Source organism: Roseateles saccharophilus, assembly GCF_004342485.1.
In the GTDB taxonomy this organism is placed as follows: domain Bacteria; phylum Pseudomonadota; class Gammaproteobacteria; order Burkholderiales; family Burkholderiaceae_C; genus Pelomonas; species Pelomonas saccharophila.
The window spans coordinates 1-19,532 of the sequence record NZ_SMBU01000024.1; the positions used below are offsets into that span (position 1 = coordinate 1).

General features: G+C 70.6%; 15 protein-coding genes. 12 read left to right on the plus strand and 3 right to left on the minus strand.

The window, feature by feature from the left end:
• Positions 1–540: 540 nt before the first annotated feature.
• The 11 genes from dgoD (at position 541) to EV671_RS17695 (ending at position 13,200) form a co-directional block, all read left to right on the plus strand.
• A complete protein-coding gene (gene dgoD, locus EV671_RS17645) occupies positions 541–1,689 on the plus strand; it encodes a galactonate dehydratase (protein ID WP_132574138.1) in 1,149 nt (382 codons plus the stop codon).
• Entirely contained in the window at positions 1,689–2,612 is a 924-nt protein-coding gene (locus tag EV671_RS17650; RefSeq protein ID WP_132574140.1) for a 2-dehydro-3-deoxygalactonokinase, read from the plus strand. Before dgoD ends, EV671_RS17650 begins: the two co-directional genes overlap by 1 nt.
• Positions 2,609–3,247, plus strand: coding sequence for a 2-dehydro-3-deoxy-6-phosphogalactonate aldolase (locus tag EV671_RS17655; protein WP_132574142.1), 639 nt, complete (start codon positions 2,609–2,611; stop codon positions 3,245–3,247). The genes EV671_RS17650 and EV671_RS17655 overlap by 4 nt, the downstream gene beginning before the upstream one ends.
• 61 nt (positions 3,248–3,308) lie before the next feature.
• The gene (locus EV671_RS17660) at positions 3,309–5,708 is read left to right on the plus strand and encodes a beta-galactosidase (RefSeq protein WP_132574144.1); all 2,400 of its coding nucleotides are present in this window, start codon (positions 3,309–3,311) and stop codon (positions 5,706–5,708) included.
• 132 nt (positions 5,709–5,840) lie between these two features.
• Positions 5,841–6,773: an SMP-30/gluconolactonase/LRE family protein gene (locus tag EV671_RS17665; RefSeq protein ID WP_132574146.1), complete on the plus strand. Its 933-nt coding sequence runs from the start codon at positions 5,841–5,843 to the stop codon at positions 6,771–6,773.
• Between the two features lie 25 nt (positions 6,774–6,798).
• Positions 6,799–7,773 carry an arabinose ABC transporter substrate-binding protein gene (locus tag EV671_RS17670; RefSeq protein WP_132574275.1) on the plus strand — a complete coding sequence of 325 codons (975 nt, stop codon included), beginning with the start codon at positions 6,799–6,801 and terminating at the stop codon, positions 7,771–7,773.
• A gap of 1 nt (position 7,774) precedes the next feature.
• Positions 7,775–9,295, plus strand: coding sequence for an L-arabinose ABC transporter ATP-binding protein AraG (gene araG / locus EV671_RS17675; RefSeq protein WP_132574148.1), 1,521 nt, complete (start codon positions 7,775–7,777; stop codon positions 9,293–9,295).
• Between the two features lie 44 nt (positions 9,296–9,339).
• The gene (gene araH / locus EV671_RS17680) at positions 9,340–10,287 is read left to right on the plus strand and encodes an L-arabinose ABC transporter permease AraH (RefSeq protein WP_243655786.1); all 948 of its coding nucleotides are present in this window, start codon (positions 9,340–9,342) and stop codon (positions 10,285–10,287) included.
• Complete coding sequence (locus tag EV671_RS17685) at positions 10,280–11,446, plus strand: glycoside hydrolase family 53 protein (RefSeq protein WP_132574152.1); 1,167 nt, start codon at positions 10,280–10,282, stop codon at positions 11,444–11,446. Before araH ends, EV671_RS17685 begins: the two co-directional genes overlap by 8 nt.
• Positions 11,443–12,219, plus strand: a complete 777-nt coding sequence (locus tag EV671_RS17690; protein ID WP_132574154.1) for an SDR family oxidoreductase — start codon at positions 11,443–11,445, stop codon at positions 12,217–12,219. Before EV671_RS17685 ends, EV671_RS17690 begins: the two co-directional genes overlap by 4 nt.
• Before the next feature lie 15 nt (positions 12,220–12,234).
• A complete protein-coding gene (locus tag EV671_RS17695; protein WP_132574156.1) occupies positions 12,235–13,200 on the plus strand; it encodes a LysR substrate-binding domain-containing protein in 966 nt (321 codons plus the stop codon).
• 158 nt (positions 13,201–13,358) lie between these two features.
• Here the strand turns inward: EV671_RS17695 and putA are convergent, their stop codons facing one another.
• Positions 13,359–16,928: a bifunctional proline dehydrogenase/L-glutamate gamma-semialdehyde dehydrogenase PutA gene (gene putA, locus EV671_RS17700; RefSeq protein WP_132574158.1), complete on the minus strand. Its 3,570-nt coding sequence runs from the start codon at positions 16,926–16,928 to the stop codon at positions 13,359–13,361.
• An 87-nt stretch (positions 16,929–17,015) separates the two neighbouring features.
• Here putA and EV671_RS17705 point away from each other — a divergent pair, with 87 nt between their 5' ends.
• The gene (locus tag EV671_RS17705; protein WP_132574160.1) at positions 17,016–17,480 is read left to right on the plus strand and encodes an Lrp/AsnC ligand binding domain-containing protein; all 465 of its coding nucleotides are present in this window, start codon (positions 17,016–17,018) and stop codon (positions 17,478–17,480) included.
• 41 nt (positions 17,481–17,521) lie between these two features.
• Here EV671_RS17705 and torT read toward each other — a convergent pair whose 3' ends face one another.
• On the minus strand, positions 17,522–18,649 hold the full coding sequence (gene torT, locus EV671_RS17710; protein ID WP_243655787.1) for a TMAO reductase system periplasmic protein TorT: 1,128 nt from the start codon (positions 18,647–18,649) through the stop codon (positions 17,522–17,524).
• A 111-nt stretch (positions 18,650–18,760) separates the two neighbouring features.
• Positions 18,761–19,456 (minus strand): dienelactone hydrolase family protein, encoded by a 696-nt coding sequence (locus tag EV671_RS17715; protein WP_132574162.1) that lies wholly within the window; start codon positions 19,454–19,456, stop codon positions 18,761–18,763.
• Positions 19,457–19,532 lie beyond the last annotated feature (76 nt).

A 19,532-nucleotide genomic window follows, 5' to 3' on the forward strand; every position in this document is an offset into this window, starting at 1 on the left:
CGCCGCCTGACGCGTCCTCCCATCGCGCCCCAACGCTCCGGCCGGCGTCAGGTCAGGCGTCGTCACGTCCGGCAGGAGAGGTCTTCCACATTAAGACTGCAATGGGTCGTGACCGTGAGTTCAAGCGGAAGGGAAGCCGTCATTGGCGCGCGTGAACCGTCCAGGGCGCCCGACCACGGTAGGACCTTGTAAACCCGTCGTTGCGATCAGCGGCTGTCGTCGGGCCGAACGACTGCTTGGCGCCATATAGCGTGCGTAGGCTCGCGACACCCGCTGCAAATCGGTCGCCCGTTCAAGAACTGGGACGCCCTTCGGTATCTCCGCCATCAATCCCGGCGAACCCCTCTCTGCCCGGAGGCAAGGCGCCTCGACCGTACCGACAGGCGCGCACCGCCGCCAAGCGCCCGAGCGACGCCGCCGACCTGATCCGAAAACCGACCGCCCACACCTATCCCCAAATCGGATATCTCCGGGCAAACAAAGCATATTTCCGATCTAGCGCATCGCCATAAGCTGCCGGCCGTTACTGCTGCAATGGCCATGAAGATCACCAAGCTCACGACCTACCGTCTGGCGCCACGCTGGATGTTCCTGAAGATCGACACCGACGCCGGCATCAGCGGCTGGGGCGAGCCGGTCATCGAGGGCAAGGCCCGCAGCGTCGAGGCTACCGTGCACGAGTTCGAGCCCTATCTCGTCGGCCAGGACCCGTCGCGCATCAACGACCTCTGGCAGGTCATGTACCGCGGCGGCTTCTACCGCGGCGGCGCCATCCTGATGAGCGCCATCGCCGGCATCGACCAGGCGCTGTGGGACATCAAGGGCAAGGCCCTGGGCGCGCCGGTCCACGAGCTGCTCGGCGGCCTGGTGCGCGACCGCATGAAGGTCTACTCCTGGGTCGGCGGCGACCGCCCGGCCGACGTCATCCGCGACATCAAGCGGCTGCGCGAGGGTGGCTTCGACACCTTCAAGATGAACGGCACCGAGGAGCTCGGCATCGTCGACAGCGCGCGCAAGGTGGACGAGGCGGTGGCCCGCATCGCCGAGATCCGCGCGGCCTTCGGCCATGACATCGAGTTCGGCATCGACTTCCACGGTCGCGTGGCCGCGCCCATGGCCAAGCCGCTGCTGCGCGCGCTGGAGCCCTACCGGCCGCTGTTCGTCGAGGAGCCCGTGCTGGCCGAGCAGGACGAGCATTACGCCCGCCTGGCCCAGCACACCAGCATCCCGCTGGCGGCAGGCGAGCGCATGTACTCGCGCTTCGAGTTCAAGCGCGTCTTCCAGGGCGGCGGCCTGGCCATCGTGCAGCCCGACCTCTCGCATGCCGGCGGCATCACCGAGTGCGTCAAGATCGCGGCCATGGCCGAGGCCTACGACGTGGCCCTGGCACCGCACTGCCCGCTCGGCCCCATCGCGCTGGCGGCCTGCCTGCATGTGGACTTCGTCTCGCACAACGCCGTGCTGCAGGAGCAGAGCATGGGCATCCACTACAACCAGGGTGGCGAGCTGCTCGACTACGTGCTGAACAAGGAAGACTTCCACATCGAGGGCGGCACCATGAAGCCGCTGACCAAGCCGGGCCTGGGCGTGGTCGTCGATGAGGACAAGGTCATCGCCGCCAGCCAGGTCGCGCCCGACTGGCGCAACCCGCTGTGGCGCCACGCCGATGGCTCGGTCGCGGAGTGGTGATGATCGGTCTTGACTGGGGCAGCACCAGCCTGCGTGCCATGCGCCTCGGGCCGGGCGGCGAGGTGCTGGAGCTGCGCCAGTCCGCCGCCGGCGCCTCGACGCTGCACGGCCGCGCCGAGGAGTTCGTCGCCGCGCTGGACGCGCTGATCCCCGACTGGCACGCGGGCTCGGCGCCCCTCCTCGCCTGCGGCATGGTCGGCAGCCAGCATGGCTGGCGCGAAGTGCCCTATGCCGACTGCCCGGCCGACGAGGCCGCGCTGCTGCGCCTGGCCGTCGACGTCGACTGGCGCGGCCGCACCGTGCGCCTGCTGCCGGGCCTGCGCTGCAACGGCGCGGCCGGCGCGCCCGACCTGATGCGCGGCGAGGAGACCCAGGTGCTGGGCGCGCTGCAGCTCGAACCCGCGCTGGCGCCCCAAGCCTGCCTGGTGCTGCCGGGCACGCACAGCAAATGGGTGCAAGTGCAGGACGGTCGCGTCGGCGGCTTCGCGACGCAGATGACCGGCGAGCTGTTCGCCGTGCTGCGCCAGCACTCGGTGCTGGGCCGGCTGATGACGGCCGACACCGCCGCGGCATCGGCCGAGGCCTTCGAGCAGGGCGTGGCCGCCGCGCGCGACCACGGCGAGGCCGGCCTGCCGAATCAACTCTTCGGCGTGCGCAGCCTGGGCCTGGCCGGCCGCCTCGCGCTCGCGGACGGCGCCGACTACCTGTCGGGCCTGCTGATCGGCCACGAACTGCGCGCCGGCCTGGCCTGGCGCGCGGCCCGGGGCCTGCGCGGCGCGGCGCTGCGCCTGATCGGCGAACCCGCCCTCTGCGAGCGCTATGCCCGCGCGCTGGCCCTGTTCGGTGAACCCGACGCGCAGGCCTTGTCCAACACCGCGCCGGCCGGCCTGTGGCGGCTGGCCCAACCAGGAGGCCTGCGATGAGCAGCAACAGCCCCAACCGCTTCGACGCCGCCTTCGCGGCCCTGCCCCTGGTGGCCATCCTGCGCGGCGTGAAGCCGGGCGAGGTGCTGGCCATCGGAGAGGCGCTGTACGAGGCCGGCTTTCGGCTCATCGAGGTGCCGCTGAACTCGCCCGAGCCGCTGGACAGCATCGCCCGCCTCGCGCAAGGCCTGCCGGGCGACGCCCTCATCGGCGCCGGCACCGTGCTCGACACCGAGGCCGTGGCCCGCGTGCAGCAGGCCGGCGGCCAGCTGATCGTGATGCCGCATGCCGACACCCAGCTCGTCGCGCTGGCCAAGGCACGCGGCCTGTACTGCGTGCCGGGTGCGGCCACGCCGACCGAGGCCTTCGCCTGCGTGCATGCCGGCGCCGACGCGGTCAAGCTCTTCCCGGCCGAGCTGATCACGCCGCCCATCGTGAAAGCCCTGCGCGCGGTGCTGCCCAAGTCGCTGCGCCTGCTGCCCGTGGGCGGCATCACGCCAGGAGGCATGGCCATCTACCGCCATGCCGGCGCCAGCGGCTTCGGCCTGGGTGGTGCGCTGTACGCGCCGGGCATGAGCGCGGCCGACGTGGCCGACCGCGCGCGCGCCTTCGTCAACGCCTGGCAGCCGCACTGACGGCCATATCGACGGCCGCAGCGACGACCGCGACACGACAACGACAACTCCCGGAGACCGCATGAACCGCCCCACCAGGCTGATCGCCCTGGCCGCGCTGCTGTGCGCGCAGGCGCAGGGCCAGACGCTGCTCAAGCTCGACGCCAGCGCCCCCGCCACTGCGCCGGCCACCGGCCACCTGAAGCTCGGCAGCGGCAGCGCGCCGGGTGGCCACACGCTGGCCGCCAACAGCCAGTACCTGCTGCGCGACGGCCGGCCCTGGCTGCCGGTCATGGGCGAGTTCCACTATTCGCGCAGCCCCGCCGCGAGCTGGGCCGCCGAGCTGGCCAAGATGAAGGCGGCCGGCGTCGACATCGTCGCGAGCTATGTCATCTGGAACCACCACGAGGCGGTGGCGGGCAGCTTCGACTGGCAGGGTAACCGCGACCTGCGACGCTTCGTGCAGCTCGCAGGCCAGGCCGGCCTGAAGGTGCTGGTGCGCCTGGGCCCCTGGGCGCACGGCGAGGCGCGCTACGGCGGCGTGCCGGACTGGGTCGTCGACGCCATGCCCACGCGCCGCGACGATGCCCAATACCTCGGTCATGTCGAGCAGCTCTATGCGCAGATCGGCGCCCAGCTGCGCGGCCAGCTGTGGAAGGACGGCGGCCCCGTCATCGGCGTGCAGCTGGAGAACGAATACAACCTGACCGGCCCCGGCCGCGGCGAGGGTCATATCCGCAAGCTGAAGGCCCTGGCGCTGAAGGCCGGCCTCGACGTGCCGCTCTACACCGTGACCGGCTGGGACGGCACGGTCTACCCCTCGGGCGAAGTGACGCCGGTGTTCGGCGGCTACCCCGACGAGCCCTGGGGCACCAGCACGACCGAGCTGCCGCCCAAGGAGACCTATGCCTTTCGCTTCGGCAGCCGCGTCAGCGGCGACCTCGGCGCGCAGACCGCGGCCAGCGCGCCCGGCACGGCCGAGACCGACATGGACCGCGTGCCCTTCCTCGGCGCGGAATACGGCGCCGGCCTGCCGGCCATGTATCGCCGCCGCACGCTGGTCAGCCCCGACGACATCGCGTCCATGCTGCCCGTGCAGCTGGGCTCGGGCGTGAACCTGCTGGGCTATTACATGTTCCACGGCGGCCGCAACCCGCTCAGCACCGCCGGCACCGGCCTGGAGGAAAGCACGCTCAGCGGCGGCTACAACGACACGCCGCGCATCAGCTACGACTTCAATGCGCCGCTGGGCCCCGACGGCCAGCAGCGCCCGGTGCTGCAGAGGCTGCGCCCGCTGCACTATTTCCTGCACGACTTCGGCGCCCCGCTCGCGACGATGACGGTGCGCAAGCCCGACGTGACGCCCGACACGCCGGCCGACCTGGCGCAGCCGCGCTGGTCGGTGCGCAGCCGCGGCGACAGCGGCTTCCTGTTCTTCAACAATCATGTGCGCCAGTACGCGATGCCGGCCCGGCAGGCGCTGCGCTTCAGCATCCAGTTGCCGAGCCGCACGCTGACACTGCCGAGCCGGCCGGTCGACATCGCCGACGGCGCCTATTTCGTCTGGCCCTTCGGCCTGGACCTGGACGGCGTCGCTCTCGACTACGCCACCGCCCAGCCCATCGCGCGCCTTGACGCCGGCCGCGACGGCATCGTCTATCTGTTCTCGGCCAGCGAGGGCATCCCGGCCGAGTTCAGCGTCGCCGGCAGCCTGCGCACGCTGCAGGCCGGCGGCGCCGCGCTGCAGCGCATCGGCGAGGCGAATGGCCGTGCGGTCAGCGTGCTGCTGCTCAGCGAGGCCCAGGCGCGCCAGCTCAGCATCGTCGAGCTGGGCGGCCAGCGCCGCGCCGTGCTCAGCGCGCAGCAGGTGTCGGTCGAGCGGGGCCGGCTGCAGCTGCGCTCGGTCGGCGAGCCCCGCATGCGGCTCGCCGTCTACCCGGCGCTCGCCAAGCCCCATGCCGACGGCGCCGCACTGATGGCCGCGAGCCCCGAGGGCGTCTTCCGGTGGCTGGAGGCCGCACTGCCGGCACACGACATCGCCGTCACCCCCCGCCTCGTGCGCGAGGCCGGCACGGCGCCGCCGGTGCTGCGCGGCGGCCTGGCCGGCGCGGCCCTGCAACCCATTCCCGAGGCCTTCGCCCAGGCGGCGAGCTGGCGGCTGGACCTCTCCACCACCTCGCTGCAGGGCCTCGACGACGCACTGCTGGAACTGGACTTCGTCGGCGACATCGGCCGCCTGTTCGCCGGCACGCGGCTGCTGGACGACTGGTACTACAACGGCCAGCGCTGGCAGGTGGGGCTGAAGCACCTGCAGGCCCTGCTGAAGCAGCCGCTGAGCCTGAGCGTGCTGCCTCTGCGCGCCGACGCACCCATCTACATCGACCGCGCCCACCGCCCCGATTTCGCGGACAAAAAGCCACAGGTCGCCGAACTGCGGGGGGTCAGCGTGAAGCCGGTCTACCGCCTGGAGATCGCGCCCTGAGCGCGAGCTATTCCGGCGCCGGATAGATCGACCGAAAGAATTCATTAGTCCGATATGGAACGGCTCCGTAACTTAGCGAGCAGGGGCTGACAGCCCAGCCCCCCGACCAACAGAACACCGGAGACCGAGCCCATGACCCGCCCCGCCCCGCGGCCCGCCACGACTGCCGAAGGCCGACTTGAGCTCGCTCTGCCGCAGGCCGCCACCCTCGGCGAGGGCCTGCTGTGGCAGGCCGGCCGCTGGTGGTGGACCGACATCGAGGGCGCCACGCTGTTCGCCTGGCGGCCCGGCAGCGAGGCGCCGCAGTCCTGCCGCCTGCCGGACCGGCTGGGCAGCTTCGCCCACTGCCGCTCCGGCCGCGTGCTGCTCGGCCTGGCCAAGCGCCTGTGCCTGGCCACGCTGGGCGACGACCTGGCGCTGGGCCAGCTGCAGACGATGGCACCGGTGGATGCGGCCGAGCCGCGCACCCGCATCAACGACGGGCGCACCGACCGGCGCGGCAACTTCGTCTTCGGCACGCTGAACGAGGCGCGCGAGCGCAGGCCAATCTCCACGATTGCCAGCTTCTACCAGTTCTCGCTGCAGCGCGGCCTGCGCCGGCTGGCCCTGCCGGCGGTGGCCATCGCCAACAGCATCTGCTTCAGCCTGGACGGCCGCACGATGTACTTCTGCGACACGCTGAGCCAGCGCATCCAGCAGTGCGACTACGACGCCGACACGGCCCAGGTCGACAACATTCGCGAGTTCACCCGCATGGACCGCCCCGACGCCTGGCCCGACGGCTCCATCGTCGACGCCGAGGGCTGCCTGTGGAATGCGCAATGGGGCGCCGGCCGTGTGGCACGCTACGACCCCGAAGGCCGGCTGCTGGACAGCTTTGCCGCGCCGGCCGCGCACACCAGCTGTCCCGCCATCGGCGGCGAGGACCTGGACCAGCTGATGGTGACCACCGCCCGCTCGGAGCTGGGCCGCGAGGCCCTCGCCGCGCAGCCGCTGTCAGGCAGCCTGTTCGGCCTGCGCCTGCCCAAGCCACTCGGCGTGCCCGACGCCCTGTTTGAAGACTAAGAACACGGAGACAACGATGTTGAAGATGCAACGACGCGCCGCACTCGCCCTGGCCCTGCTGGCCGCCCCGCTGGCCACGTTGGCCGCCGAGCCGGTCAAGGTCGGCTTCCTCGTCAAGCAGGCCGAGGAGCCCTGGTTCCAGGACGAATGGCGCTTTGCCGAACAGGCCGCCAGGGACAAGGGCTTCACGCTGGTGAAGATCGGCATCCCCAACGGCGAGAAGATGATGGCCGCCATCGACAACCTGGCGGCGCAGAAGGCCGTCGGCTTCGTCATCTGCGCGCCCGACGTGAAGCTGGGCGTGGCCGTGAACCGCGCCGCCAAGCGCCACGGCCTCAAGGTCATGTCGGTGGACGACCAACTCGTGGACGGCGCCGGCAAGCCCATCGCCGACATCCCGCACATGGGCATCTCGGGCTACGAGATCGGCAAGCAGGTCGGCCAGGGCCTGCTTGCCGAGATGAAGGCGCGCGGCTGGAAGCCGGACGAGGTCGGTGTGCTGCGCGTGGCCTTCGACCAGCTGCCCACCGCCCGCGACCGCACGATGGGCGCCGTCGATGCGCTCAAGGCCGCCGGCGTGCCGGCCGCCAACGTCGTCGACGCGCCCCAGGCCAAGACCGACACCGAGAGCGCCTTCAACGCGGCCAACATCGCGTTCACGAAGAACGCCAAGTTCAAGCGCTGGGTGGCCTTCGGCCTGAACGACGAGGCGGCGCTGGGTGCCGTGCGCGCGGCGGAGGGCCGCGGCATCAAGCACGACGCGATGCTGGCCATCGGCATCGGCGGCAGCCAGACGGCAATGAACGAGTTCACCAAGCCGACGCCCACGGCCTTCTACGGCACGGTGCTGATCAGCCCGAAACGCCACGGCTACGAGACCGCGGTGGCCGTGTACGAATGGGCCACGGCCGGCAAGCAGCCGCCCGCGGTCACGCTGACCAGCGGCACGCTGATGACGCGCCAGAACCAGGCCGAACTCCGGAAGCAGATGGGCCTCTGAAATGTCTTCCCTGCAGTTCGACAACATCAGCAAGCACTTCCCCGGCGTCAAGGCGCTGAACGGGGTGAGCTTCGAGGCGCGGCCCGGCCAGGTGATGGGCCTGCTCGGCGAGAACGGCGCGGGCAAGAGCACGCTGCTGAAGATCCTCGGCGGCCAGTACCGGCCCGACGGCGGCCGGCTGCTGCTGGACGGCCAGGAGCGTCACTTCCACTCGGCCGGCGATGCCATCGCGGCCGGCGTGGCCATCATCCACCAGGAGCTGCAATACGTGGCCGAGCTGACCGTGGCCGAGAACGTGCTGCTGGGCCGCCTGCCGACGCGCCTCGGCCTCGTGGACCACAAGGCCGCGCGCCGCCTCGTGGCCGAGCAGCTCGCGGCCATCGGCGTGGAGCTGGACCCGGCCGCACGGCTGTCGGACCTGTCCATCGCCCAGCGCCAGATGGTGGAGATCTGCAAGGCCGTCATGCAGGACGCCAAGGTCATCGCCTTCGACGAGCCCACCAGCAGCCTGTCGCACCGCGAGACCGAGATCCTGTTCCGCCTCGTCAAGCGCCTGCGCGCGGAAGGGCGCACGCTGATCTACATCTCGCACCGCCTCGAGGAGCTGTACGAGCTCTGCGACGCCTGCACCATCTTCCGCGACGGCCGCAAGATCGTCACCCACGACGCGATGGCCGCGGTGCCGCGCGAGCGCCTGATCGCCGACATGGTGGGCCGCGAGCTGCAGGACATCTACGACTACCGCAGCCGCCAGCACGGCCCGGTGCGCCTGGAGGCGCGCGGCCTGCACAGCGCCCGCCTGCCCGAGCCGCTGAGCTTCGCGGTGCGGGCCGGCGAGGTGCTGGGCTTCTTCGGCCTCGTCGGCGCCGGCCGCAGCGAGCTGATGCGCCTGCTCTACGGCGCCGACGCGCGCCGCGGCGGCGAGGTGTGGCTGGACGGCCAGCCGGTGTCCTCGGCCGGCCCGAGCGCCGCCATCGCGGCCGGCATCGTGCTCTGCCCCGAGGACCGCAAGGAGCAGGGCATCCTGGCCCACAGCTCGGTAGCCGAGAACATCAACATCAGCTGCCGCCGCCACGGCCTGGCAGGCGGCATCTTCCTGCGCCACCGCCAGGAGGCCAGCCGCGCCGACGACTTCATCAAGAAGCTGCGCATCAAGACGCCCAGCCGCGAGCAGGAGATCCGCCTGCTGTCCGGCGGCAACCAGCAGAAGGTCATCCTGGCGCGCTGGCTGGCCGAGCCGGGGCTGAAGGTGCTGATCCTCGACGAGCCCACGCGCGGCATCGACGTGGGCGCCAAGAACGAGATCTACAAGATCATCCACGACGTCGCGGCCGCGGGCTGCTGCGTCATCGTCATCTCCAGCGAGCTGCCCGAGGTGCTGGGCATCGCCGACCGCCTCATCGTCATGCGCGACGGCCGCATCAGCGGCGAGCTCGCCCGCGCCGACGCCAGCGAGACCGCCGCGCTCGCGCTGGCCCTGCCCGACGACATCACGGGAGCGCCCGTCGCGCCCCTGCACTGACCATGAACACGACCTCCCTCCCCCAAACCGCCCCGCGCCCCGCCATGACCTCTCCCGCCCGCGCCCTGCTCAAGGAACACAGCATGACGCTGGGCTACGGCCTGCTCTTCGTCGTGCTGGCCTTCACGGTCGAGAACTTCTTCTCCACGGCCAACGTCATCGGCCTGCTGCTGTCGGTCGCGCAGATCGGCATGGTGGCCTGCACGATGATGCTCTGCCTGGCTTCGCGGGACTTCGACCTCAGCGTCGGCTCGACCATCGCCTTCGCCGGCGTGCTGGGCGCGATGGTGCTGGAGCGCACCGGCAGCGTGGGCCTGGCCATCGGCGGCGGGCTGCTGGCCGGCGCGCTGATCGGCGCTGGCAACGGCGTGCTGATCGCCTATCTGCGCGTCAACGCGCTGATCGCCACGCTGGCCACGATGCTGATGGTGCGCGGCCTGGCCTTCATCGCGTCCAAGGGCCAGGCGGTGGGCATCGCCGACGAGGGCTTCATCAGCTTCGGCGACACGACCTGGCTCGGCCTGCCGCTGCCGGTGTGGCTGACGGCGACCTGCTTCCTCGTCTTCGGCGTGCTGCTCAACCACACGGTGTTCGGCCGCAACACGCTGGCCATCGGCGGCAACCCCGAGGCCGCGCGCCTGGCCGGCGTGAAGGTGGAGCGGCTGCGCGTGTGGATCTTCCTGCTGCAGGGCGTCGTCACGGCCATGGCCGGCCTGGTGCTGGCCTCGCGGATCACCAGCGGCCAGCCCAATGCGGCCACCGGCTTCGAGCTGGACGTCATCTCGGCCTGCGTGCTGGGCGGCGTGTCGCTGCAGGGCGGCAAGGCGCGCATCTTCGGCGTCGTCATCGGCGTGCTCATCATGGGCACGGTCGAGAACGTGATGAACCTGCTCAACGTCGACGCCTTCTACCAATATCTGGTGCGCGGCCTGATCCTGCTCGCTGCCGTGCTGCTCGACCAACTGAAGACCCGAGGCGAGCGCCGTGCTTGATCGACGCACCCTGCTGGCCTCGGCGCTGGCGACTGCGCTGCCCGTGCAGGCCGCCGCGCCCTTCCTGGCCGGCGGCGACATCTCGGCGCTGACCTGGATGGAGGCCGCCGGCGCGGTCTACCGCGACCGCGACGGCAGGCCCGGCGACTGCCTCGCCCTGCTGAAGCGCTACGGCCACAACATCGTGCGCATCCGGCTCTACGACCACACCGGCCCGGGCACCGGTGCCGACGGCTGGTACTGGCCCGAGGGCTCGATGGACCTGCCCGACGTGCTGGCCCTGGCGCGCCGCGCCAAGGCCCAGGGCATGCAGATCCAGCTGACGCTGCACTACAGCGACTTCTGGACCAATTCCAAGACCCAGGACCCGCCCCATGCCTGGCGCCGCGAGCTGAAGCAGCTGCCCGACGAGGCGGCGCGCTTCGAGCGTCTGCACGCCCTCGTCGAGGCCCGCACGCGCGAGGTCATGCAGGCCATGGTGGATCAGGGCACGGCGCCGGAGTTCGTGTCGCTGGGCAACGAGATCGAGTCCGGCCTGCTCTACCCCTGGGGCCGCGCGACGCCGCAGAACTGGCCGCGCCTCGCCGCGCTGCTGAAGGCCGGCCACGCCGCGGTGAAGGCGGTGCACCCGGCCGCGCGGGTCGTGCTGCACCTGGACGGCGGCGGCGACGAGGCCAAGTACCGCGACTGGTTCGATCATGCCCGCGAGCAGGGCGTGGCCTGGGACGTCATCGGCTCGTCCTACTACCCGTTCTGGACCCGCAAGAGCGTCACGCAGATGGCCGCCTTCAGCGCCGCCGTGACGCAGCGCTACGACTGCGACCTGCTGGTCATGGAGGCCGGCTTCAACTTCGCGGCCAAGCGCGCCGACGGCTGGCCCGGCCAGCTCGAGAACAACGGCCCCTATCCCGCCAGCATGAGCAGCCCCGAGGGCCAGCGCGACTTCATGGCCGAGCTGCTCGGCGCGATGAAAGCCACGCCGCGCGTGCTCGGCGTGCTGTATTGGGACCCGATCATGATCGCCAACCGCAAGGTCGGCTGGGCGCTGAAGGAGGGCTCGGCCGAGCCCGGCCCCAACGTCGTCTCCAACACCACCCTGTTCGATTTCAAGGGCCGGGCGCTGCCCGTGCTCGACATCTGGAAGCGCTACACGCAATGAGTTCAGTTCCCCGTTTGCAGGGCAAGGTCGCGCTGGTGACCGGCTCGACCCAGGGCATCGGCAAGGCCATCGCCCGGCTCTTCGTCGCCGAGGGCGCCAAGCTCATCCTGAACGGCCTGGCCGGTGAAGCCGCGCTGGCCGCGGAGCTCGTCGCGGAACTGGGCGAGGCCAACGCGATGTTCGTCGCCGCCGACATCGCCGACGAGGCCGCCGTGCAGGCCATGGCCGCCCAGGGCGCCGCGCGCTTCGGGCCCATCGGCGTGCTCGTCAACAACGCCGGCATGGACGTCTTCGCCGAGCCGCTGGAGATGACTGCGGCGCAGTGGCAACGCTGCTTCGCGGTGGACCTCGAAGGCGCGCTGCACTGCAGCCGCGCCGTGCTGCCCGGCATGCTGGCCGGCGGCGGCGGCAGCATCGTCAACATCGCCTCGGTGCACGGCCACCGCATCATCCCGGGCGCCTTCCCCTACCCCGTCGCCAAGCACGCGCTGATCGGCATGACCAAGGCGCTGGGCATCCAGTACGCGGCGCGCGGCGTGCGCGTGAATTCGATCTCGCCCGGCCTCATCCTGTCCGAGCGCGTCGTCGAATGGTTGGCTAGCATCCCGGCGGAGGAAGCCCGGCGCCAGGTCGAGCTGCTCCCCTGCAAGCGCGTCGGCACGCCGGAGGAGGTGGCCTACACGGCCCTCTTCCTGGCCAGCGACGAGGCCCGCTTCATCAACGCGACCGACATCCTCATCGACGGCGGCCGCTCCCAGCTTTATCACGAGTAATCGCATCCCCGCGGCATGCACGACCCCAAAGCCAACCGCTTCGTCCGCTCGCACCTGAAGACGCGCCATCTGGTGCTGCTCGTCGAGCTGGGCCGGCATGGCTCCATCCTGCATGCGGCGCAGGCGGCCCACCTGACGCAGCCGGCCGCGTCCAAGCTGCTGGGCGAGTTGGAGCACGCCCTGGGCGTGCCGCTGTTCGAGCGCCTGCCGCGCGGCGTGCAGCCGACGCGCTATGGCGAGGTGATGATCCGCCGCGCCGGCGCGGCCCTGGCCGAGATGGACGCGGCCTACCAGGAGCTGATGGAGCTGCAGTCGGGCCTGTCGGGCCGGGTCGCCGTCGGCACCGTGATGACACCCTCCACCGGCCTGCTGCCCGAGGCCATCAAGCGGCTGAAGGCAACCCACTCGCGCGTGCAGGTCTCGATCACGGTGGACACCAGCAAGCTGCTGATCCAGCACCTGCGCAACGGCGAGCTCGACCTCGTCATCGGCCGCATCCTCGACGCCGAATCGGCCGCCGAGCTGAACTTCGAGCCGCTGACCGACGAGCCGCACAGCCTCATCGTGCGCGCCGGCCATCCGCTGATGGAGCGCGAGAACCTGCGCCTGGAGGACCTGGCCTGCGAGGCCTGGATCATGCCGCCGCACGGCAGCATCCTGCGCGACCGGCTGACCGCGCTCTTCCTGTCCCACGGCCTGGACCAGCCGGTCGAGACGGTGGAGACGCTGGCCCTGCCCGTCATCACCAACCTGCTGCTCGGCAGCGACATGCTCGTCGCCCTGCCCCAGGAGCTGGTGCTGCCCTATCTCGACGCCGGCCTGCTGGCCGTGCTGCCCTTCGACCTGGGCCTGCGCATGGACGCCTACGGCATCGTCACGCGCCGCCAGCACCAGCTGTCGCCGGGCGCCGAGGCGACGCTGCGGACGCTGCGTGAGGTGGCCGCCGAGCGCTATCGCAGGCGACCGGAGCCGCGATCCTAGAAGCGGCAGTTGGGCGCGCCCGAGGGCCTGTCGAAGCGGGTTGCAAGCAAGGCGCGACGACGACGTGGGCTCTCGCCCACGAGGAGGAGCAACACCGCTTGCGGCCCGCAGCGGCAGGCCAGCGGGTGTGCCCGACTGCCGTTTCTAGGATCTCCAGATCAGTGCATGCCCGCCAGCAGCGCCGCGTTGCCGCCGGCCGCTGCCGTATTGACCGTCAGCGTCTGCTCCGCCGTGAAACGGTAGAGCTGGCGCGCATGGCCGGCCGCCGTCACCAGGGGCAGGATGGCGCCGGGACGAGCCGCCAGGATCTGCGCGAGGCGATGGGCGGTGGCGGCATCCGAGGACGCGAGCGCGACGCCGGCCAGGCGCGGCGCGGCGAGTACGCCGGCTGCGGCCGATTCGGGCAGCAGCGTCAGCGCATCGGCCGGCAGGCCGGCATGCAGCAGGGCCTGGCGCGCCTGCTCGGCGCCACCCAGCCAGACGACGCTGTTGCCGGCCAGCAGCGCGCTGACTACCGCGGCCAGGCCGCTCTCGGCGCGGCCCAGCACGGCGAAGACGCCACGGGCGTGGTGGCGCAGCGTGTTGCTCTCGCCGGTGGGGCCGGGCAGCACCGCGTCGGCGAACAGGGTCTGCGCGGCATTGAAGAGGCTGCGCAGCGCGATGGCCGTGGGCGCGTCCAGCGTGTCGGAAGCGCGGCGCAGCGTGGTGATGCGCTCCATCAGCGGCGTGTCGCGCCAGGCGGCGTCGGCGCCCAGGGCCAGCGGCGTGGCCGGGCCATCGAGGGCGAGTGCCGGGGCCGGTGCGTCCACGCGCGGCTCGGCCGTGAAGCGGCGCAGGTAGTCGGGGCCGCCAGCCTTGGGACCGGTGCCTGACAGGCCCTCGCCGCCGAAGGGCTGCACGCCGACGACGGCGCCGATGATGTTGCGGTTCACGTAGACATTGCCGATGCGGGCCTCGTCGGCCAGGCGCTGGGCGCGGCTGTCGATGCGGGTCTGCAGGCCCAGCGTCAGGCCATAGCCGAGTGCGTTGATGTCCTTGATGACTTCGTCGACCGAATCCTGGAAGCGCACCACATGCAGCACGGGGCCGAAGATTTCCTCGCCGAGCTGCTGGATGCGCTCCAGCTCGAAGGCCACGGGGCGGATCTGGCGCGGCAGCACGTCGTGCACGGGCGCCTCGGCAATCAGCTTCGCGTCGCGCTTCAGGCGCTCGACATGCCGGGCGATGTTGGCATGGGCCTCGTCGTCGATGACGGGGCCGACGTCGGTCGCGAGTTGCTCGGGCTTGCCGACCCAGAGCTGTTGCAGCGCACCCTTGAGCATCTCGACGACGCCGTCGGCGATGCTGTCCTGCACGCACAGCAGGCGCAGCGCCGAGCAACGCTGGCCGGCGGAGCGGAAGGCGCTCTGCACGACGGCGTCGATGACCTGCTCGGGCAGGGCGGTGGAGTCGACGACCATCGCATTCAGGCCGCCGGTCTCGGCGATCAGCGGGATCGGTGAGTTCTGTTTTGCAGCCAGCGCCTTGTTGATGATCTGCGCGACGGCCGTGGAGCCGGTGAAGCAGACGCCGGCCGTGTGCGCGTGGGCCACCAGGCCGGCGCCGACGGTCTCGCCGGCGCCGTGCAGCAGCGCGAGGGCATCGGCCGGCACGCCGGCGGCGTGCAGCAGCTCGACCATCTTCAGCGCGACGAAGGGCGTCTGCTCGGCCGGCTTGGCGGCCACGGCGTTGCCGGCCACCAGGGCCGCGGCGACCTGGCCCGCGAAGATCGCGAGCGGGAAGTTCCACGGGCTGATGCAGACGAAGACGCCACGGCCCTGCATCAGCGCGGCGTCCTGCTCGGCGATATCGGCGTAGTAGCGCAGGAAGTCCACGGCCTCGCGGACCTCGGCGACGCAATCGGCCTGGGTCTTGAAGGCCTCCTTGACGAGCAGGGCGCAGAACTCGGGCAGGCGAGCGTCCAGCGCGTCGGCGGCGCGGCGCAGGATGGCGGCGCGCTGCGGCACGGGCGTGCCGTTCCAGCTCGCGAAGCCGGCCTGCAGGCGCTGCATCGCGGCGTCGACCTCGGCGGCCGTCGCCTCGGGCACGGGCTCGACGCGCACGGCCTCCAGCGCGGCCTGCAGCGGCAGGCGCTGGGCCGGGGCGGTCAGGTCGGCGCCGGTGGAGTTGGCACGGCCGCGGCCCTGCTCGTCGAGGTAGAGGGCCGGAGGCAGCGGCAGGGCGCTCGTGTCGCGCAGGCCCTGCAGCGGCGAGCCCAGCAGCTCGGGCACCTGCACCAGCGGGTCGGCCAGCTGGTGCACGAAGGAGGAGTTGGCGCCGTTCTCGAGCAGGCGGCGCACGAGATAGGCCAGCAGGTCGCGGTGCTCGCCGACCGGCGCGTAGACGCGGCAGGGGATGGAGCCGTCCTTCAGCACCTCGCGGTACACCCCCTCGCCCATGCCGTGGAGCCTTTGCATTTCAAAGGCTGCGCCGGCCGCGCGCGCCATCTGCACGATGGCCGCGATGGTGCCGGCGTTGTGGCTGGCGAACTGCGGGTAGATGACGTCGGCGTGCTGGATCAGCGCGCGGGCGCAGGCCAGGTAGCTGACGTCCGTGTGCTGCTTGTGCGTGAACACCGGGTAGTGCGAGAGGCCCAGCTCCTGGGCACGCTTGATCTCGCCGTCCCAGTAAGCGCCCTTCACCAGCCGCACCATGAAGCGCAGGCCATGCCTGCGGGCTATTGATCCGACCTCGTCAATGACGGCGATCGCGCGCGTCTGGTAGGCCTGCACGGCGAGGCCGAAGCCGCGCCACTGCGGGTAGGCGCGCGCGATCTGCGCGGCCAGGCTGTCGAGCACGTCGAGGGACAGTTCGAGGCGGTCGACCTCCTCGGCATCGATGGTCAGGTTGATGTTGGCGTTGGCCGCCAGCTCGATGAGCTGCCAGACACGCGGCAGCAGCTCGGCGAACACGCGGTCGCGCTGCAGCACCTCGTAGCGGCTGAACAGCGCGCTGAGCTTGATGGAGATGCCGTCCGAGGCCTCCGGGCCGACATCACCAGCATGCGCCCGCTGGCCGGCCGCGATGGCCTTGATCGCGCCGACATAGGCGGCCTGGTAGCGGCGCGCGTCGTCCTCGGTGCGGGCGCCTTCGCCCAGCATGTCGTAGCTGAAGCGCAATTGCTTCTGCACCTTGCGGGCCGCGTCGGCCTCGCCCATGGCCTCGCCGATGTTGCGGCCCAGCACGAACTGCCGGCCCAGCAGCTGGATGGCGCGCACGGTAGCCGCGACGACGGTCTGAGCGCCCAGGCGCTTGAACAGGCCGCCATCGTCCTCGGCGCCGGGCAGGAAGCGCTTGGACAGCGAAATCGCCGAGGCCGACAGCGCGGCCAGCATCTTGTGCGGGCTGCCGGCGCTGGCGCCGTCGAAGTCCGCGCGGCCAAGCTGGTCGGCCGTCAGCGCGATGGCCGTGGGCGCGTCAGGCACGCGCAGCAGGGCCTCGGCCAGGCGCATCAGCGCCAGGCCCTCGCTGCTGGTGATGGGGTACTCGCGCAGCAGCGATTCCATCGCCCAGAACGGCGCCGGGTTGCGCCTCACCTGCTCGACCCAGGGGCCGGCCATGGCGATCACGCCGGACCAGTCCAGCCCGCCACCCAGGCGCTCCGCCAGGGCCTGCACGACCGGTGCCTCGGCGCGGTAAGGGTCGGGCAGGCGGGTTTGCTCGGGCGGCGCGACGAAGGGCGTGGACATGGCGGTCTCCTGTGGGATATGGCAATGTATCCAGGGTCTTCTTGGATTAAATTCCAAGGATCACGACTTCGGCCGAACAAAATCCATATGGACGACGAGATCGACAAGATCGACGAACGCATCCTGCGCGTGCTGCAGGCCGACGGGCGCATCTCCAACCTCAAGCTGGCCGAAACCGTACACCTGTCGCCCACCGCCGTGCTGGAGCGTGTGAAGCGGCTGACGCGCGACGGCTACATCCTGGGCTACGAGGCGCGGCTGAACCCGGCCAAGCTGGGCGCGGCCATGCTGGTCTTCATCGAGGTGCACCTGGACCGCACCGTGCAGGACGTGATGGACACCTTCAAGGCCGCCGTCCAGGCCCGGCCCGAGATCCTGGAATGCCACCTCGTGGCCGGCGGCTTCGACTATCTGCTGAAGACCCGCGTGCGCGACATGGGCGCCTACCGCGAGTTCATCGGCAGCGTGATCTGGACGCTGCCGGGCGTGCGCGAGACGCGCACCTATGCGGTGATGGAGGAAGTGAAGGCGACGACGGCGCTGCCGATCTGAGCGCGGAGCGGGCTGGGTTTCGCCAGGGCCCGTGCGCCTGCCTATTTCTCGTCGGCCGGGCTGTAGGAGAACACCGGCACGAAGTCATCCGGCGCGATGGTCGTGTCGAATCTGTAGTCCGGATAACTGCTCTGATCCACCAGGCCCAGCTTGATCAGGATGGTGTGAGGGGAGTTTCCGGAACGCCCCTCCAGGTAATTGACCACCGCATCGGTCACCACCCTGGCCTGGCTGACCGCCTTGGTGTCGACCGCGGCTGAAATATGCCCCTGCCGGATCAGCTCGGCGATTTCCCGCGTCAGGTCATAGGCGATGACCCTGACCTGCTTCTGCAGCCCCGCCTCCCGGATTTCGGCGCTGGCAGGGGGCGCGCAGCCGGTACAGCCAATGACGTAGTCGAGCGACTGGCCATGCTCGCGCAACAGCTGCCTGGCCAGTTGCCCCTGCACATGGCGGTCGCTGTCGCCGTATTTCACGTCGACGATATTGACGGCGATAGGTGCCTTTCTGAGCACTTCGCGGGTGCCGTCCACCTCGCCGCTGACCCAGCCGGCGCCCCGCGGCCCCGGCAGCAGGCCGACATTGATGGACTTCATGCCGCGCCGCAGCGCATCGTGGACCATCCAGCGTGCCGCCTCCACGCCCATGCCCTTCAGCGAGGTGGTGACCTTGATCGCCAGGTCGTCGCTGGTGCTGTCGTTGGCCAGCTCGAACACCGGTATGCCCTGGGATTTCGCCCAGGCAATCGACGCGTTGTTGGCCGTCAGATCAATGGGCGACAGGACGATGGCGTCGTATTTGTCGGCCGTCACCTCGGCCATCTTGCGCAACTGGCCCTTGATGTCGTCATAGCCGTCGGCAATGAAAATCCTGACCCCCACGCCCAGGCGCTGCGCCTCGGTGATCACGCCGTAATTGCAGCCCACCCAGTACGGGTCCTTGATATGCGGGAACAGATAGGCAATGCGCCACGGCTTGCGGGCCCGCTCCGCCATCGGGAAATAACCCCGCTTCACATTGCCGGTCTCCAGCGCATCGTCGGCCGTGCCATTCGGCTTCAGCGGCGGAAAGATCGAGAAGGTGACGACGGGATCGAAACCCTTGACCACGGGATTCGCCGCCGCAGCCACGGCCAGCGCCAGCATGCCCCCCAGGGCAAGTGCCTTCAAGGCACCGAATGATGCGGTCACGCTGCTGCCCCCCTGAATCAGCCCATTCCGGGCATTCGAGTTGAGGTTCGATCCTGTCGATCGGACTCGGCTATTGAACGGTCCGCCGCCTCAGCCCAGAGTCTGCCCGAAGAACCGCATCGCGCGGTCCCAGGCCTGCTGCGCCCAGGCCGCGTCGTACTGCGTCCTGGCGATGCGGCCAGGCCCCTGGGCCGTCTCGTTGGCGAAGCCGTGGTGGGCCAGGTAGCGGTGGCCCTCGTAGCGCGCGCCGGCCTCGCGCAGCCTGGCCTCCAGCGCGTCCACGCCGGCGATGGCGAAGAACTCGTCCTGCAGGGCCCAGTGGGCCTGCAGCGGCAGCCTGATCTTGCTCGCGTCCACATATTCAACCGGCGGCATGCCGTACCAGACGACGGCAGCGTCGGCCTCGGGCACGAGCATGGATGACAGCAGGGTCAGCGCGCCGCCCATGCAGTAGCCGGTCACGCCGACCTTGCCGCTGCCGAGCTGCAAGCCCTTCAGATAGCTCACGGCGCCACGCACGTCCTGGGACGCGGCTTCGCCGAAGTCCAGGCCCGTCATCAGGTGGTGGGCCTCCTCCTCCTCGACGGTGCTCTTGCCGCGGTAGAGGTCGGGCACCAGGGCCGTGAAGCCGGCGCTGGCCCAGCGCCGGGCCACGCCGCGGATCTGCTCGTTCAGGCCCCACCACTCCTGGATGACGACGACGGCGCCCAGGGGCGCCTCGGCTTCGGCCAGATATCCGGACACGCTGGCGCCATCGGGGCGCTGGAACTGGACGGTCTTGGGCATGGTGAACTCCTGCGTTGGAGACTGGAGTCTGCCTTGCCCGGCGCCGGTTTTGCCGCGCGGGAGGAGAATGGCGGCT

What these genes read in the sequence shown, in the direction of transcription:
- dgoD (WP_132574138.1), top strand. Translation starts at nt 541, where the DNA reads ATGAAGATCACCAAGCTCACGACCTACCGTCTGGCGCCACGCTGGATG.
- EV671_RS17650 (WP_132574140.1), top strand. Translation starts at nt 1,689, where the DNA reads ATGATCGGTCTTGACTGGGGCAGCACCAGCCTGCGTGCCATGCGCCTC.
- EV671_RS17655 (WP_132574142.1), top strand. Translation starts at nt 2,609, where the DNA reads ATGAGCAGCAACAGCCCCAACCGCTTCGACGCCGCCTTCGCGGCCCTG.
- EV671_RS17660 (WP_132574144.1), top strand. Translation starts at nt 3,309, where the DNA reads ATGAACCGCCCCACCAGGCTGATCGCCCTGGCCGCGCTGCTGTGCGCG.
- EV671_RS17665 (WP_132574146.1), top strand. Translation starts at nt 5,841, where the DNA reads ATGACCCGCCCCGCCCCGCGGCCCGCCACGACTGCCGAAGGCCGACTT.
- EV671_RS17670 (WP_132574275.1), top strand. Translation starts at nt 6,799, where the DNA reads ATGCAACGACGCGCCGCACTCGCCCTGGCCCTGCTGGCCGCCCCGCTG.
- araG (WP_132574148.1), top strand. Translation starts at nt 7,775, where the DNA reads ATGTCTTCCCTGCAGTTCGACAACATCAGCAAGCACTTCCCCGGCGTC.
- araH (WP_243655786.1), top strand. Translation starts at nt 9,340, where the DNA reads ATGACCTCTCCCGCCCGCGCCCTGCTCAAGGAACACAGCATGACGCTG.
- EV671_RS17690 (WP_132574154.1), top strand. Translation starts at nt 11,443, where the DNA reads ATGAGTTCAGTTCCCCGTTTGCAGGGCAAGGTCGCGCTGGTGACCGGC.
- EV671_RS17695 (WP_132574156.1), top strand. Translation starts at nt 12,235, where the DNA reads ATGCACGACCCCAAAGCCAACCGCTTCGTCCGCTCGCACCTGAAGACG.
- putA (WP_132574158.1), bottom strand. Translation starts at nt 16,928, where the DNA reads ATGTCCACGCCCTTCGTCGCGCCGCCCGAGCAAACCCGCCTGCCCGAC.
- EV671_RS17705 (WP_132574160.1), top strand. Translation starts at nt 17,016, where the DNA reads ATGGACGACGAGATCGACAAGATCGACGAACGCATCCTGCGCGTGCTG.
- EV671_RS17715 (WP_132574162.1), bottom strand. Translation starts at nt 19,456, where the DNA reads ATGCCCAAGACCGTCCAGTTCCAGCGCCCCGATGGCGCCAGCGTGTCC.